The 14086-nt window shown below is 32.7% G+C and carries 18 protein-coding genes; 9 read left to right on the top strand and 9 right to left on the bottom strand.

Features of this window, described 5'->3' with window-relative positions:
- Positions 1 to 33: 33 nt before the first annotated feature.
- The 7 genes from Q0829_RS19590 to Q0829_RS19560 form a co-directional block, all read right to left on the bottom strand.
- Positions 34 to 414 carry a DUF3574 domain-containing protein gene (locus Q0829_RS19590; RefSeq protein ID WP_298546230.1) on the bottom strand — a complete coding sequence of 127 codons (381 nt, stop codon included), beginning with the start codon at positions 412 to 414 and terminating at the stop codon, positions 34 to 36.
- A 127-nt stretch (positions 415 to 541) separates the two neighbouring features.
- Entirely contained in the window at positions 542 to 1348 is an 807-nt protein-coding gene (locus tag Q0829_RS19585; protein ID WP_298546228.1) for an MAE_28990/MAE_18760 family HEPN-like nuclease, read from the bottom strand.
- On the bottom strand, positions 1345 to 2382 hold the full coding sequence (locus Q0829_RS19580; protein WP_298546226.1) for a DUF262 domain-containing protein: 1038 nt from the start codon (positions 2380 to 2382) through the stop codon (positions 1345 to 1347). Before Q0829_RS19580 ends, Q0829_RS19585 begins: the two co-directional genes overlap by 4 nt.
- A gap of 442 nt (positions 2383 to 2824) precedes the next feature.
- Positions 2825 to 4171 carry a hypothetical protein gene (locus tag Q0829_RS19575; protein WP_298546225.1) on the bottom strand — a complete coding sequence of 449 codons (1347 nt, stop codon included), beginning with the start codon at positions 4169 to 4171 and terminating at the stop codon, positions 2825 to 2827.
- 25 nt (positions 4172 to 4196) lie between these two features.
- Complete coding sequence (locus tag Q0829_RS19570; protein WP_298546224.1) at positions 4197 to 4559, bottom strand: hypothetical protein; 363 nt, start codon at positions 4557 to 4559, stop codon at positions 4197 to 4199.
- Between the two features lie 99 nt (positions 4560 to 4658).
- Positions 4659 to 5426 (bottom strand): hypothetical protein, encoded by a 768-nt coding sequence (locus Q0829_RS19565; RefSeq protein WP_298546222.1) that lies wholly within the window; start codon positions 5424 to 5426, stop codon positions 4659 to 4661.
- Between the two features lie 163 nt (positions 5427 to 5589).
- On the bottom strand, positions 5590 to 6096 hold the full coding sequence (locus tag Q0829_RS19560; RefSeq protein ID WP_298546221.1) for a hypothetical protein: 507 nt from the start codon (positions 6094 to 6096) through the stop codon (positions 5590 to 5592).
- Between the two features lie 259 nt (positions 6097 to 6355).
- Between Q0829_RS19560 and Q0829_RS19555 the strand changes: the two genes are divergently transcribed.
- From Q0829_RS19555 to Q0829_RS19530, 6 genes are all read left to right on the top strand, one after another.
- Positions 6356 to 6622: a hypothetical protein gene (locus tag Q0829_RS19555; RefSeq protein ID WP_298546220.1), complete on the top strand. Its 267-nt coding sequence runs from the start codon at positions 6356 to 6358 to the stop codon at positions 6620 to 6622.
- 43 nt (positions 6623 to 6665) lie between these two features.
- On the top strand, positions 6666 to 6800 hold the full coding sequence (locus Q0829_RS19550; RefSeq protein ID WP_298546219.1) for a hypothetical protein: 135 nt from the start codon (positions 6666 to 6668) through the stop codon (positions 6798 to 6800).
- Between the two features lie 106 nt (positions 6801 to 6906).
- Positions 6907 to 8277, top strand: a complete 1371-nt coding sequence (locus Q0829_RS19545) for a hypothetical protein (RefSeq protein WP_298546218.1) — start codon at positions 6907 to 6909, stop codon at positions 8275 to 8277.
- Positions 8278 to 8297: 20 nt separating this feature from the next.
- A complete protein-coding gene (locus Q0829_RS19540; RefSeq protein WP_298546217.1) occupies positions 8298 to 8789 on the top strand; it encodes a hypothetical protein in 492 nt (163 codons plus the stop codon).
- Positions 8786 to 9085, top strand: a complete 300-nt coding sequence (locus Q0829_RS19535) for a hypothetical protein (protein ID WP_298546215.1) — start codon at positions 8786 to 8788, stop codon at positions 9083 to 9085. The genes Q0829_RS19540 and Q0829_RS19535 overlap by 4 nt, the downstream gene beginning before the upstream one ends.
- A gap of 38 nt (positions 9086 to 9123) precedes the next feature.
- Positions 9124 to 10275 (top strand): glycosyltransferase, encoded by a 1152-nt coding sequence (locus tag Q0829_RS19530; protein WP_298546214.1) that lies wholly within the window; start codon positions 9124 to 9126, stop codon positions 10273 to 10275.
- 48 nt (positions 10276 to 10323) lie between these two features.
- Here the strand turns inward: Q0829_RS19530 and Q0829_RS19525 are convergent, their stop codons facing one another.
- Together Q0829_RS19525 and Q0829_RS19520 are read right to left on the bottom strand one after the other, a co-directional pair.
- Positions 10324 to 11421: a helix-turn-helix domain-containing protein gene (locus tag Q0829_RS19525; protein WP_298546213.1), complete on the bottom strand. Its 1098-nt coding sequence runs from the start codon at positions 11419 to 11421 to the stop codon at positions 10324 to 10326.
- 207 nt (positions 11422 to 11628) lie between these two features.
- Positions 11629 to 11964: a hypothetical protein gene (locus tag Q0829_RS19520; protein WP_298546211.1), complete on the bottom strand. Its 336-nt coding sequence runs from the start codon at positions 11962 to 11964 to the stop codon at positions 11629 to 11631.
- A gap of 389 nt (positions 11965 to 12353) precedes the next feature.
- Here Q0829_RS19520 and Q0829_RS19515 point away from each other — a divergent pair, with 389 nt between their 5' ends.
- From Q0829_RS19515 to Q0829_RS19505, 3 genes are all read left to right on the top strand, one after another.
- Positions 12354 to 12953, top strand: coding sequence for a C2H2-type zinc finger protein (locus Q0829_RS19515; protein WP_298546209.1), 600 nt, complete (start codon positions 12354 to 12356; stop codon positions 12951 to 12953).
- A 64-nt stretch (positions 12954 to 13017) separates the two neighbouring features.
- Positions 13018 to 13314 (top strand): hypothetical protein, encoded by a 297-nt coding sequence (locus tag Q0829_RS19510; protein ID WP_298546207.1) that lies wholly within the window; start codon positions 13018 to 13020, stop codon positions 13312 to 13314.
- Positions 13315 to 13370: 56 nt separating this feature from the next.
- Positions 13371 to 13583: a hypothetical protein gene (locus Q0829_RS19505; protein WP_298546205.1), complete on the top strand. Its 213-nt coding sequence runs from the start codon at positions 13371 to 13373 to the stop codon at positions 13581 to 13583.
- Positions 13584 to 14086 lie beyond the last annotated feature (503 nt).

Genomic DNA, 14086 nt, shown 5'->3' with positions numbered 1-14086 from the left:
ATGCTTTAGCCATTGAAAAAATGACTAATGTTTTTAGAATTTTATTTTGATTCTCTGTTCTATTTTCAGTACTGATTCTTGTTTAAACTTACTTTTATATAAATTAATTATTGAATCAATTTTTTGACTTTCAAAATCAGATTTTTTGTGCACGTAGACCAAAATCTTTGTTGCTTCTTCAACTTTGGTTCCATTACTTCCAGTCCAATAGCCATACGCATCAACGATTGTATAGCCATTTAAGATTTTATCAATATGATTTTTCTTAAATTCTAACCAAATATTATTAGATATAGCTCCCTCATCATTTGAAAGTCCAAAGTATAATTCTGTCTTTATTTGTGATGTTTTTTTAACACTTCCGCAAGAAATTAGAACTAAAAAAGATAGTGATATTATTATGCGGTATTTCATTCGGTAATGTTTTCTAGCAATGTTATAAAGGATATATGTCCTTTATATTCCTTCGTTTTATTGAACTTTTAATACTTTTTATATAAAGCATAGTCTACCAATAGGTGCTATGATTTCATATACAAGGTTACTCACTTGCTATTTTAAAATCTTCATTTATAATAAATGTTTCTACATTTTGAATTAGTTCCTCCAAAAAATTGGTTATTTCAATTTTCATTTTGAATAAATCGTCAATGGAGAAGTTGCTCCCTACTTCTGTAAATGTTTCATTTCCATGAGCAAGACTATTTCTTTTGTTTTTTACTTTAAGCATAGAATCACAATTTCTCGTAATTTCAGGCAATCCATATAGATCAAAAATTCCCTTTATTTTCCTTGCGTCGAGATTTCCAGATATATCTTTTGAGTTAGTTTCTTTACTATATGCTTCAAAATTATATATCATTCTAGTTCCCAACTCTGAATCTCTAATTTCTTTAGGTTGTATTTGTACTGCATCTTCAAGAATATTTTCAATTGCATTAAATATATATTCATCTTTTTTCTTTGCTCCTACGCCAAAAGATCGATGTTTGTATTTTAGCCAAATCTTCTTAATCGGAGGCTTAAGTTCCTTGTAACTTGCACCGGTAGCGTTCAATGCTGCAAAGTATTCATTCATAACAGAATTTATGGTTCCCTCAATCAAATTATAGAATAGCAGAATTGAGTTTGATTTTAATATCTTCGCTAAAGTCAAATCAATTTGATATGAATTATTATTAAGGTATAATGCCATATTTAGTTCTGTTGTGTCATTGATTGATATTTTACTGGAAGAGATTGAATCTAAGTTCGAAATAGATATACGATGATCTGCTATCCATACAAATGATAAATATTTTTCTATTTGTAATTTCCTCTCTTGAAAATCTAATTTAACATCAATCATAAACCAAGAACTCGATTTTTTACAAAATTTATTCTACTTCTAAGCTTAACAGGGGTATTAGTTGAACTCCCCGTTACTTCCGCAATAAATTCTTCTGAATTAAGCCAATCGTTCACATTTGTTGTTGGGTTAGGGTTTTCTTTTAAAGCTAGATTTATCCCAACCGCAATTGCTTCAAATCGAACTCGAGGCGTTGATGTGTGATGAGCGCCTTTTAGAAAGCCATTTTCGAAATTTGCTTCAACATAATTTAGCATGTTTTTAAATTCAGTTTCAAGGTTGGCACGATTAAATGTTTCATTCTTTGTTTTATTGTAATCATTCAAAAATTCATTTACATAACCGGTGTAATCAGCAAGACTTTCTGAGTAAGCGAAAAATCTAAGTATTAATTCTTGTGGTTCTCCCCGTTTTTTAGTTCTTTCCGTAAAACTTGTTAGTCTCAAGAATTGAGGATCTGAAGCACACTCATATACAAAATCAGTAAAAGGGCCAGTAAAACTTCCTTTCCTCTTTTCCATATCTTTAAGTATAACACTTCCAGAATTTATTCTTTCAAACAACATAAATCTTGCGTCTTCATCGCTATGTTCAGAAAGCACAATCATTCGCAAACTTGTGTTATTTATTTTCCTTTTTCTACTAGTCGGAAAATCTGAAAATCTTAACCCATTACAAGTGTCTAGAATTTCCAGAGTACTTAAGGTTAATCTATCGCTAAGGAAATTCTCTAACGTTCTAATTCTTTGAGAACCATCAACAATTTCTAATCTCCCGTCTTCATTTTCAGCCGTAAAAATGTAAGGGATTGGTAATCCCAGTAGTATAGATTCCACAAATTTAGATTGTCTTTCTTCTTCCCAAACGAAAGATCTTTGATAAGCAGGTATAAATATTTCATTCTCATCTGTTTCTAAATCTGTTTTGTATTTCGATACCAATATTTCAACGGGATATTCTTTTACATCATAATCAACTGTTTGTTGTTTTTCTCTTATTTGCGTTTCAATTGTTTCAATTTGAGCTTCTGTCAACATGTTTCTGTTATACTTTATTGTTAAAAACACCCCATACCCGAAGAAACTTCAGATATGGGGTGGTTCTACTCTTTACGTTGCCTCTAAATTAGAAAAAAATATTTACAATAATATTTTTTCCCTAAAATTTTGATAAGCTTTTTGTAAAAGTAAATTTACACTCGCAATTTTCAAGAATACCATAAGCAGGAGATATTTTGATAAAAATGAGTTCAATTAAGCGTCAAATCGTAAACTTAGAAAATGAACCGCTTTATTGAACTAGCTAAGTTGTATTCCCCGGTTTCTGAGTAAAAGTTCACTAAAACCACCATTTTTATAGATTACCCTTGTGTATAAGAGTAGTTGTCATAACAAATTTGACTCTTAGGGCGTTATCAATAATGAACTAAAGAAATTTTAAATAAACACTTACTATTAACCAGAAGAATTCATTAGACTAAGAAAATATCTCCACCTCCCTGATTGCCTTAGAAATAATCTTAGGATCAATATAATGTGTGTCTAATACTTTTTGATTTGAATGCGATGATAAAGATTTGGTACTACCCTTCATAGCTTTGTTTAGGTACGTTAAGTATGTTTTTCGCAAGCATTTAAACTGTAATTGTTTTTCGTTGCCCAGAAGTGCATAAAAGTGGCTAAAACTTCGAGATAAAATTGATGTTAACCAGTCCATGCTTTTATTTTCTCTATTTGGATAGATAATAAATTGATCATTGTTTTTTTTCTTGTGGTATCCCATTCTTATTAGAATTTCGTGTAAGCCTTTGGTCACAGGAATTATTTTTGGAGCAACAATCTTAGACTTTCCTAAAGTTTGATTTGATCTTTGAACCTTTAAATTTGGAACTTCGATATATAGGGGGTGTCCGTTTGAATCTTCTTTTATCATCGACCATTTCATTCCCATAATTTCCTCACGTCTGCCACCAGTATGCAGAGCTAGTTGAAATGCACTTTTTAGAAATGGGCGATACATGTTCTTTTTAACTAATTTTCCTGTTTTGCTAACTCTATCTACCTTTCCGTTTTTATGATTCAGAAGTGATAGTAACCCTTTGAATTCTGATTGTTCAATGGTTTCAATTTGGTAGGTAGTGGATTTTGAATTTACGTCTTCAAAAGGGTTTTCTATTTTTAAAGAGTATGTTTTAATAGCCCACTTGAAAAATGCTTTAAGGGCTCCTATAAAACGATTATAAGTATTAGCAGCATATCCATTAATATAGGTATGAAAATAACCTACGTGGATTTCACCGACTTTATCACAACGTAGGATTCTTTTATTTATATTTTGATACTCGATAGCTTCATTGAATAGTGTAAGGGCTCTTAGCATGTTCGATACTTGCTGTTTACTTCTGTTTTTTCTCTTATGGGGAGGTACGCCTACATCTGAGTAAAAATCTACATATTCTATTTGAGCATCAAAGAGATAAATCAGATTGTTTCTATTTAGCTCAGTAGAGGAATTCGTACTAAGAAGTTCTCCAAGAAAATTAGTTCTGAATTCTATACCTTCTATAACCGCATCCTCATAACGTGTTGAATTCAAAAGTTTTGTCGTAGTGCCTTTGCTTGTTCCTGGTATGTGAACGGTTTTTTTATAGGAATGTTTTTCTGGAGATTTACAGCTCGAAAATGATCTGCCATTTTTCTTGCATAGGGGTTCTATTGTCTTCCCATTTTCTTGTTTATGAGTCCAGGAGAAATTATGGTTGCAACCAGTGCAGTAGATAGACATTCCCTTATGCTTTTTTTTAGGCAGTTTTTTACGTTTCATTTCGTATCTGTTTATAAATACATAGCTATGAAGCTGCGAATTTTTTAGCAAGTTCAGATTTTGGCTGAACCTTTGTTTTTGGTTTTAGGATTGGTGAACTATCTTTAATTTCTGCTAGTTCTATAAATCCATAGCGATCATTATGTGTATAGCAGTGATATAAAGCTTCCCAATGATCAGGATATTTGTTTTTCAGGTGAACAATGGCTTTTCTGTCCAATTCCAGTTCTACAAAGAAAAGATCAGCAACGGATTTATTGCCTACCGTTGTAGTTGGAACTTGATGCTTATCACACCATTCTAATGCTGTTTTAATGCCTTTTACTCCTAATAGCTGGCAAAGTTCAGATAAGGGTATAAATTTTTTCTTTTTTACATAGGTATTCATTTTAATACTTAATTGCTGTAGATCCAATTGTAGCGTCGGTAAATACAGTAGTTTATAAGTGGTGCATGACTTGTAGCGGTCATCTTGCGTTAATACTCATTATTTTTTAAAATCTGTTCTCACTAGCCTGTGAGCTACGGTAACTTTATTGTTGTTTTGTTTTACTTCTATATTTCGGTAATCTCCATCGCGAAGCATTTTTTCTATTCTTTGGGCATCCTCTATTCTTTCTGTACCTTCTACGCAATCCATTTCACCATTTTTTTTCAATACTCGTATGGTTTTGTATTCTTTGGCTCTTATGATTTCAATAACCTTTAATTCATCGTCTGTTAAACCAGCCAATTTGCAGAAATCGGGTATATTGTAGACAGGCTCAAGGTTGGTTTTAATTGCCTTATGTAAACAAATCGTTGTGTGGTTTTCTATATCACCTGATCTTAATTTGGCGAAATAGTCTTTTTCATCAAGCATCCAAACGGATTCCATTCCTTTGTTGTAGGTAATGACGATGTATACGGGCTGATTATAGAGCAATACCAAAAATGAATAATACTCAAGAGCAGGATATTCTTTTCCATCTTTAGCTACTATGGGTGCAAGTATAGCATCTTTGCAAGCTTTCGTTTCAACGTGTGAGAATCGTAAGCTTTTCATTTCATTTAAAACACTAATAAGAATAACATCTAAGGCGCTGTAATAGTTATATCTGTTTACGCTTTCTGGATCTCTTTTGTCGTCTAATATTCCTTTTAATCGCCAAGTGTGCAACGTCATTCTATTTATTCCTATCATTGCTTTGCTCTCGAAAATTAATTCATTCAAGGCTTGGCTATGTGCTGTAAAATCTTCTTGATGTGATTTCATTTGTTTGCTTTTAGTGTTTATATATGCTAATATAAGAATAAACCATCACGTAATTGATACGTGACGCTTTTAATAAATATAAATATAGTATTATTTTTCATAGTAGCCTTTATGCTATTTCTTTAAACTAGTGTCAGTTTATTTTGTTGTCTATATGTTAGAGTTAAGAATTACTCTTTAAGCTCAATAGTTCTTTAAGTGCTTCTGTCTGTCCTTTCTGCGCTTCAAAGGCAACTTTATGACAATCGGTTAATTCTTTATTGAGTTGCAAGATATCTTTACGGAGTTGGCTGTTTTCATCCTTATAATGCTTTACTTCATTGTTTAGATCCGCTGCGGTTTTGTCGCTTGTTTGGGATGATGCCAAGTTTGTTTCATTGGATAAGAATCCATCTTTAGCTTCAATATTAGGATTGTAGAAATAATTAAAGTCAATATTAAAATATCTAGCCATGTTAATCATTAGCATTTGTGGGGCGTGTTTCGGCTTCGTTTCTTTTTTTCTACTAGCTCTCATTTCTTCAACGACGTATTTATTACTAATGTAGAATCTATATCCAAAAGCATAATCCTTTTCAAATTCTTTGTTTGTGCCCGTTTTTTGGTGTAAATCGATAAGGTAATCTACCATTTTCAGGACTTGTGTATCTATAATATCAAACTCACTCATGTTAAAGTTATATTAAAAAAATAAATGTTAACATCTGTAAAACAGATAGTTGTGGTATTAATTCGTTTCAACTAGATATTATTTAGTTATTTTATAACTAAATAATATCTAAATTTGTATTTAAACAGATATTAATTGTTTATCTGTTAGTTATTAGAGTTGATTTATTCGTTGTTGGAAGCAAATATAAAAAATATAACTAATATGTAACTAAAAAATAACCTAAAAATTAATTATTCACTTAAAAACGTATTTGAGGATGTACACAAAAAGGAAGTTTCAAAAGCAGATTGATTTGTTGTATCACTATTACAAAGAGCCTTTAAAACTATTAATAGAACACTCTGGATTAGCACGACCTACAGTCTGGAGGTTTCTAAAAGGTAAAAACCTGAGAACCTACAATCAAGATAAGTTAATTGAATGTGTTATCACATTGAATGAAGAAGCAGTGGCTAAACGCAAAGCTTTAAAAGATAGAGGAGATAAAATTCTTCAATTAGAGTTGGACTTGTTAAAGCGCTAAAAATGTATAAACAGAGTAATATCATATAAAGTTTGGGGAAACTATGAAAATATTAAGAATTAAAGAATCCACCAGAAGCGAAGTACTTCGTAATATCCACAGGGCTTTTAAAAAGCGTAAAAGACCATCTATAACCCATATTCACCATATAGAACTTGTGTTTTCAGGTGATCATTAACACTACTAATTTAATACATAGGTAAGAGCAGTTATTATTCCTTTTATGACAAATAGTGTAGAAGGATTGGTTTGCTGTTTTTCTAACACGAAATATTACTAGCATTATGATTATTAATTATTCTCCTTCCTTCCAGTTTTTGGATAGTTATGTGGTTGCATTTAACCAAGATCAGGAAGATATAGGTAACAAAGTACGTCAATCGATGGTAGCTACTATGAAAGAAATCATTAGGGTGTATGGGGCTTTTTTACAGAAAGCAGATAAAATCACTCCTATTGATCCTAAGCAATTACCTTCTTTGCGAACTAATAATGTGCAGCTTTCAAAGTTGACTCATGCCAGTGAGCGAACCATTAAAAGGCATATCAAACGGCTTTTAGCTTCCGGTATTCTTACTCGGAAGATCTGGCACGGTTCAAATGCTCCCTATGAGCTGTTTATAAATCCAAAAATATTGTGGATAAAAGGGGTAGGACGTGTTGAGAAGTCAAAAATGACTGAAGAATCACAAAAAACTATTTCTGCTGATAATCAGTTAAATACAAAATATAAAAGTACAAAATGTCCTCATACTGAACCTTATAAAAAAACTTATAAAAGAAATAATAGAATAATAGCTGTTGATTTTGTTGATAACCAAGATGCTTTGAGTACTTGCGAAGGTCTTGGAGTCACAGATAAAACCACTGATAAACCACCAAGAAGGAGTTCGCTACCGCTCACAAGTGTTGCGTTAACCGGTAAAAAACCTATAAAAGACACTAAAAAAACACGAAGGAAAGACCCTTTTGAAGAAGCACGAAGGAAAGACCCTTTTGAAGAAGCACGAAGGAAAGATGCTTGGCGGGAAGATTGGAAAAATGACGAAGAAATTTTGCAAAAAAAGCAAACTGGCGCGCAAAATTTTGAAGTCAAACCAACAGCTGAAAAGGATAAGAATGTCCCTTCCCAAGCCACCCGCCACGCTTTCCTATCGAAATATGCTTTGGAGCTTTGGCAGCTTTCCCAACAAGTGTTGTACAAGGATGTATGGCTGAGTAAACGACAGCAAAACATTGGGCTAAACTTAGTCTACAAATGGTATGAATCTGTCAAACCCCTAGCGTTGGAAAAAGCGCATCGGCAGTACAAACGACGAATTCATATCGTTGGGAATTATATCAACAAAGATCCTGACCACCGTTTTGTGCTATTGCCTTACCAATTTTTTAATATCGATAACAAGCATGGTTTTAGAAAATCAAAACAGTGGTATCGCAAAGACCAAGAACATCAACGCTTTTTACAATTACAACGAATTGCTGTAAGGGAAATTCGAAAGTTCAAGCGAAACGAACAAAAAGATACGGGAGAAGGTATTCCACGAATGGAATTATTCCGACAATGTGAGCAGCGTATCAGTAAGTTGGAGATTCCAGAACTACTAGATCGCTTTTATGCTGCCTGTTCCCCTTTATTACAAAATGAATTTTAAATCAATATATCACAAATATTATGAAAAGTAAAACTCACAGAAAAAGTCCGCGATTAGCCGATAAACTAAAAAAAGCAGTGCAGCATTTGCACGTAGATGTTTTTGGCTACGAATCGAAAGTCACTCAAAATATTACGAACTACTTTTCGGAATTGTCAGAAGAAACTGGAATTCCCAGAGATCGGTTAATCCTTAGAATTTTTAAGGACGTAGTAAATTTTCGTGTTGGTGTATATCAGGAAGGAAGATTTGTGAAGCGAAGTGCGGTTTGGAAGCTAACGGCTTTGTTTATTGGAACAGCATCTTCTAACCTTTTTGATCTCGAAGAAAAGGTAGTCCATAAAATCGACGCCTTTTTAAAACAACTTGCAACCACCCACCAAACTGATGATGAGCAATTACAGATTTGTATAGGCTTCCATCAAGATAAGGTGCAGGTAAGAGCGTATCAGGGAATCCAATACCTCGATGATATTCCTTTACGCGTATTAATTAAACATTTTACACAATGAGCACAAGGAAAAAAAGAAAACGTTGGAATATTCAGGAACACTCCGGATATAAAATGGTGGTTTACTTTAAGAACAAGGCTGGTAAAGGGCCTAATGGAAAAGATAAAGCCAGTTATTTTTATTCTTTTGATTGGAAGAGTAGTTACTCAAGAGACTTTATGCCAAATAAAGGATTAGGGTGGTTTCATAAAAAAATAGCAGAATGGGGAGATTTGGCAAACTTTATTCTCATTTATGATCGTACTACCGATGTAATGATCGAGAAGTATTTTGAAGGTGAGCCCTTTAAAATCTAAGGAGTAAAAATGAAAGGAAATAAAATTAATATAAAGGGATGAAAAAAATCAGAGACTTATTAAAAAAAACAGAAATCAGAAAGGATATACCCATTGAAAAGTCATCTTATTTTACCTCGCGGTTATTATATGTGTCGCCGTTACTCAATTCAGATGGTTATTATCGAATGATTCTTCCTTTTTTGGAATTGGGAGCTGTAAAAGGGTTTGAAACCAGAGTAACTTCAGTTACAAAATGGGATTTCACAAAAAAATTTACCATTGGAAGAGATACTATCAAAGAGGAAGAAATACGATGGGCTGATTATATCATTTTTCCTATGCTCACAGAAGATTATATCTTTTTATTCAAGGCCATTAAGGTAATAAACCCTGAGGTATCTTTGGTTATGGATATTACGCGTCAAATTCATACGATTCCAAAAGCACACGTGGATTACGACATATATAGTAAATATGATCAGGTACAACTAATAAAGAATATCGATCAAATGGATATCATCACTACTCCATTCAAAGAACTATGCAAGTTATATAGGGAATGGTTAACTATCTATGGACAAAACCATATCGAAGTCTTTTTACTACCTTCATTGATCTCGCCTGTAGGCTTTGAGGGTGTATCCGCAATAGCAAAACCCCAAGATGATAAAGTCAGAATCGGTATGATAGGAACTATAAGGGATGCAAAAGATTTTAGGTACTTTCTTCCTTTGTTTAAAAGGATTAAAGAAAAATACAAAGATAAGGTGGAACTAATAATATTCGGATGGAATGGTAAAAACCCAAGTGGGTATCAGCCGTTAAAAGGAATCGAGATAACCTTTCAAAAATCAGTCAGTTTTCTAGATTATTATCAAACTTTAAAAAATTTACATTTAGATATTTTATTGATTCCCATGCGATCTTTACTTTATTACACATATGCGAACACGATAAAGTTTTTGGAAGCTGCTGCCATTGGTGTTCCTGTAATCGCACTTGCTCATTCATCATTTAGCAATGAAATTGATGATAAGCAAAATGGGTTACTTGCCTGGAAGTTGCCAGAATGGGAGGAAAAACTGATAGCATTAATAGAGCATCCAAAATATAGAAAAAAGCTTGGTCAAACGGCCAAAAAGTGGGTTTGGAATCATCGTGTTTATAATGAGGATAATCTGGTAAATTTTAAAAACATTTTTATGTAATACGGATACGGTTATTCTTGGTTTTATGCAGCATGTGAAGGGACAATCCTACCTATTGTCCCTTATGTTTTTGATGTACTCTGAGAGTCTAATTTTTTCTTTCTTATAAAAAGCTCTAGCAAATCCTTCACCAGTAGTATATCCTATTTCCGTCGCAATAGCCTTGAAGGTGTAATTCCTGAATTTCTCATCTTCCTTTAATCGATTCTTTACATAATTGATTCTTAAATCATTTAGATACTTAGGAAATGATTTTCCTGTATTGATAGTCACTATTTTAGAGAGATACTTAGAATTCGTTCCAAACTTTTTGGCAATACTTGTGGAGGTAGTTTTTCTTTCAAGATATTCCTGATTGATTTCAAAGTGTTGGAGTTTTTCTGAAATATCGCGGATGATATCATCTGCTATTGGTATCACACCTTGTATAGGTTCAATTTTTTTTGAGATTTGAGCTAAAATAATGGCTTCTTTTTGTGCTTGTGATATAAAATCTATAATGTAAGTAATCATCATCAGTACAAATCCGAAATTCACAACTGAAACCTTCAGACATTGATCGTTAGAGAATACCAATAGTATTGGTAAAAACGCTAATGATAATAACCCCACATAAGTGGAGATGATCCTGTATTTAAAAATTCTGGAGGTTAGACGCTTTCCCTTTCTATAAAGCTTTCTCAATGCGTTTCCTAGTTTATATAAAAATGCGAAAGCCATAATCAATGGAACCATTAAAAACAGTAATCTAGATAATTGTAAATCTCCAATGACTATATAAGACATTAGAAAAAGGACAATAAAGGAACCGATAAGTATAAATAACAGTGATTTTACCTCAAAAATGAACTGCTTAAAAGGACGAATATTAAACTCTTCATAGATGTAATAAATGAAGTATACACCAAAAGCAATATGAGATAGTACTGATAAAATATAGGGTATTATGGTACTTTCTGATAAGTCTTCGGATGAAAATAATCCTGAAGATAGCGTGAAAATTGCATAGGCAAGGATAAGCAGTAAAAATCGTATTCTTGATGGGTCATTGGGTCTGGAAAGCACAAAAATTAGTTGCGCAAATAATACGATACTTTGGAATAGTAATATGGTAAAGGTAATGGGGTGGATTTGAGTGCCGAACATATGGTTAGTTTGTTATAACGGTAAAGAAAAATGGCTTAAGTCTATTAGTATATTGTAACTAAAACAATGTAGCCTGAGTTAATTGCTATTGTGACTTAGTGAAAGGTTCATTTAGATGAGTATGGCGTGCGGCAGACACTATTCTGATACGTGCAGCTACCTTTAATTTTTCAAAGCAAAGTAGCTACTTCTGAAAACCATAGAGAATCACATACTAATTTTGGAACAATAGTGTTTAAACAGCACTTCCTTTTTAAGAGATGATCTGACAAATGTCAATCCAAAAATCGTAGTGGTTTGATTTAAATTCCAAGAGATCATTTTTGAAACCTCATATAGCGAATAGATGAACAAAAGATTCCGTTTTTTAGCAGGTTTTTTTAGGGTTACTTTACTTTTTAGTTTGTTTAGATCAGGTAAAGCGTTTTTAATAAATTTAAGGATATCTCCTATTATAATATCCTTCCATTGTTGAATTTTAGGTATTGATGATAACATAGTATCAACATCAGGTTTTCTATCTGTACTTATAACTAGCCCCATTTAGTAAAAAATTAATTATGTGTGAATGATAAAGTTTACATTTTCGGTGTATTTAATAGTGTCATTACTCAGGAAAATGTTACCGTCTAATTGACAGTTTTACCATCATAATGTTTCATTTTAAGATTACATTAACACAAAATCCACACCAATTATACGGTATTACCATATAATTTATCGATTTTCACGAAAAACAGGGTGACTTTTCCAGAAAAGTCGAGTATACCTTTTGTTTTTGATTAAGATATACTGTTAAATTTACAACAGCTTACCCACTATAATTTCCAACTAACTAATTCCAAAACTCAACAGCAAGGGCAAGAATGTTTTCTTGTCTGCCTTGCACAAAATTAATTAACAAGTATTCACAAATACTAATGGGGCTTAACATGAAAAATTTAATTGAAAAAGATTTATTTGGAATCATAGCAATGGCAATACTAATGATTCCGCAAATTGCGCACACAGTGTACGTTTTTGAAGCCAATAGTCATTACGACCATCCTTGGTTCTCGTGGTGCTATTCGTTGGGCGTTGATTTGGCTATTTTAATCTTTACCGTCAAAGGATGGTTAAAAACTGCTTTTGTGTATCTTTTTGCTACGCTAGCACATAATTTGGTGTATCAATTTATGCCAGAAAGTGTTATAAGTAGCATACTTATAAGTATTGTTCAGTCCGCTACGCTTTTTAGCTTTTGTCATCTTTTTTTTAAAAAGAGTAATGTGAATGACAATGCAGAAAAAGAGGATATTATACTTTCCGATGAAGTCTTAGAAATACAAAGAGCTATTAGGGTTGGTGTTCGCTTTACACCACAACCTTATAAATGTCCTGAATGCGGAACATCTTTTCAGGAATTAGAGCAATTACATGATCATATTTCAAAACATAAGTCTCAAAAGGAATGGAATCCTGAGAAGTATGGAGCTTGGGAGTTGGAAAATGATACAAGATATAATTACTGCAGCAATTTCAAGATCAATTAGAGAGCACTATTACTTTTTAGTTTCAAGGGGAAACTAATTCAATCATAATAAACCACAATCACATATGGAGGTACATTTCAGTATTAATTGGAGTAAGACAGCATTATATAATGCAGGGAAGCGTGAGCTTACCATCAATTGGGTTAATAGGGAGGGTTTTCCAAGAGAAGGCGAAGCCATTAATATTTCAAAATTCATAAAAGAAAACTATGAACCCAACGAAGTATTTAAAGATAATGACACAGAATTTAATGTCTTTGATTGGGTGGAGACTAATGAGGGATGGGAAGTTAAAAAGGTGACTTGGGATCATCATAAAGGGATTACATTTCTACATATTTTAGTTGGTGAAAGGCAGTAAGTTTAACTAAAATACAGTTATCACTTTTTATATTGTTAATCCAAAAGTTTCGTCTGATGACACTTTATTATGATACTATAAATAACGAATTTACGTATCCAATAATTGAGTCAAACGCAGTAGGATTATTTGATCTGGAGACTGTCATTCCAATTGAAATAGGATCCATACTTGAGTTGTATGAATATGAAATCAGAGTTACAACTTTGAAGCTTAGAGAAAGGAATCTTGGTTATGATATTAGCAAAATTGGATCAATTAGTGCTTAGATATGTACATCTGGTAAAATTACTTTTACTACAGTTTTGGAACGTGAATTTATATAGGGTATAAATTGGGAAACCCCGTTATTATTAGCCTAGCCTGAATTCCACTGTTTTTTTAACTTTTCTTTTGGCAACGATAGGAGAATTAGGGAAATAGAAAATTAAAAAAGAGTAGCTATATTTGAAGGTATAAATCACGGGATATTACCAGATTACATCAATTTATAGATGGTTTTTACCTCAAATCCAATAAGGAATTACTCCCGCTACAAGGATGATTTCGAATTAAATTAATGATCGTATAGATCAACTACGTTATCTACATTTTTACTCCCGCTACAAGGAGATTTCTGTACACATTTTGAGAATGAGAAAAGTTAGTGTTCCGAGGAATAGCTATTTGCTATTCCCTATAGGAAGGAGCTAGAACTATTCCCTATAGGAAGGAGCTAGAACTATTCCCTATAGGAAGGAGCTAGAACTATTCCCTATAGGAAGGAGCTAGA

The sequence above is a fragment of the uncultured Aquimarina sp. genome (assembly GCF_947492405.1).
Lineage (GTDB): Bacteria > Bacteroidota > Bacteroidia > Flavobacteriales > Flavobacteriaceae > Aquimarina.
Note: the sequence above shows the minus strand (reverse complement) of the source record. Positions and strands in the feature narration are given on the sequence as shown.

What these genes read in the sequence shown, in the direction of transcription:
- Q0829_RS19520 (WP_298546211.1), bottom strand. Translation starts at nt 11,964, where the DNA reads ATGGGGCTAGTTATAAGTACAGATAGAAAACCTGATGTTGATACTATG.
- Q0829_RS19540 (WP_298546217.1), top strand. Translation starts at nt 8,298, where the DNA reads ATGAAAAGTAAAACTCACAGAAAAAGTCCGCGATTAGCCGATAAACTA.
- Q0829_RS19555 (WP_298546220.1), top strand. Translation starts at nt 6,356, where the DNA reads ATGTACACAAAAAGGAAGTTTCAAAAGCAGATTGATTTGTTGTATCAC.
- Q0829_RS19560 (WP_298546221.1), bottom strand. Translation starts at nt 6,096, where the DNA reads ATGAGTGAGTTTGATATTATAGATACACAAGTCCTGAAAATGGTAGAT.
- Q0829_RS19510 (WP_298546207.1), top strand. Translation starts at nt 13,018, where the DNA reads ATGGAGGTACATTTCAGTATTAATTGGAGTAAGACAGCATTATATAAT.
- Q0829_RS19515 (WP_298546209.1), top strand. Translation starts at nt 12,354, where the DNA reads ATGAAAAATTTAATTGAAAAAGATTTATTTGGAATCATAGCAATGGCA.
- Q0829_RS19565 (WP_298546222.1), bottom strand. Translation starts at nt 5,426, where the DNA reads ATGAAATCACATCAAGAAGATTTTACAGCACATAGCCAAGCCTTGAAT.
- Q0829_RS19545 (WP_298546218.1), top strand. Translation starts at nt 6,907, where the DNA reads ATGATTATTAATTATTCTCCTTCCTTCCAGTTTTTGGATAGTTATGTG.
- Q0829_RS19570 (WP_298546224.1), bottom strand. Translation starts at nt 4,559, where the DNA reads ATGAATACCTATGTAAAAAAGAAAAAATTTATACCCTTATCTGAACTT.
- Q0829_RS19530 (WP_298546214.1), top strand. Translation starts at nt 9,124, where the DNA reads ATGAAAAAAATCAGAGACTTATTAAAAAAAACAGAAATCAGAAAGGAT.
- Q0829_RS19585 (WP_298546228.1), bottom strand. Translation starts at nt 1,348, where the DNA reads ATGATTGATGTTAAATTAGATTTTCAAGAGAGGAAATTACAAATAGAA.
- Q0829_RS19535 (WP_298546215.1), top strand. Translation starts at nt 8,786, where the DNA reads ATGAGCACAAGGAAAAAAAGAAAACGTTGGAATATTCAGGAACACTCC.
- Q0829_RS19590 (WP_298546230.1), bottom strand. Translation starts at nt 414, where the DNA reads ATGAAATACCGCATAATAATATCACTATCTTTTTTAGTTCTAATTTCT.
- Q0829_RS19505 (WP_298546205.1), top strand. Translation starts at nt 13,371, where the DNA reads ATGACACTTTATTATGATACTATAAATAACGAATTTACGTATCCAATA.
- Q0829_RS19550 (WP_298546219.1), top strand. Translation starts at nt 6,666, where the DNA reads ATGAAAATATTAAGAATTAAAGAATCCACCAGAAGCGAAGTACTTCGT.
- Q0829_RS19575 (WP_298546225.1), bottom strand. Translation starts at nt 4,171, where the DNA reads ATGAAACGTAAAAAACTGCCTAAAAAAAAGCATAAGGGAATGTCTATC.
- Q0829_RS19525 (WP_298546213.1), bottom strand. Translation starts at nt 11,421, where the DNA reads ATGTTCGGCACTCAAATCCACCCCATTACCTTTACCATATTACTATTC.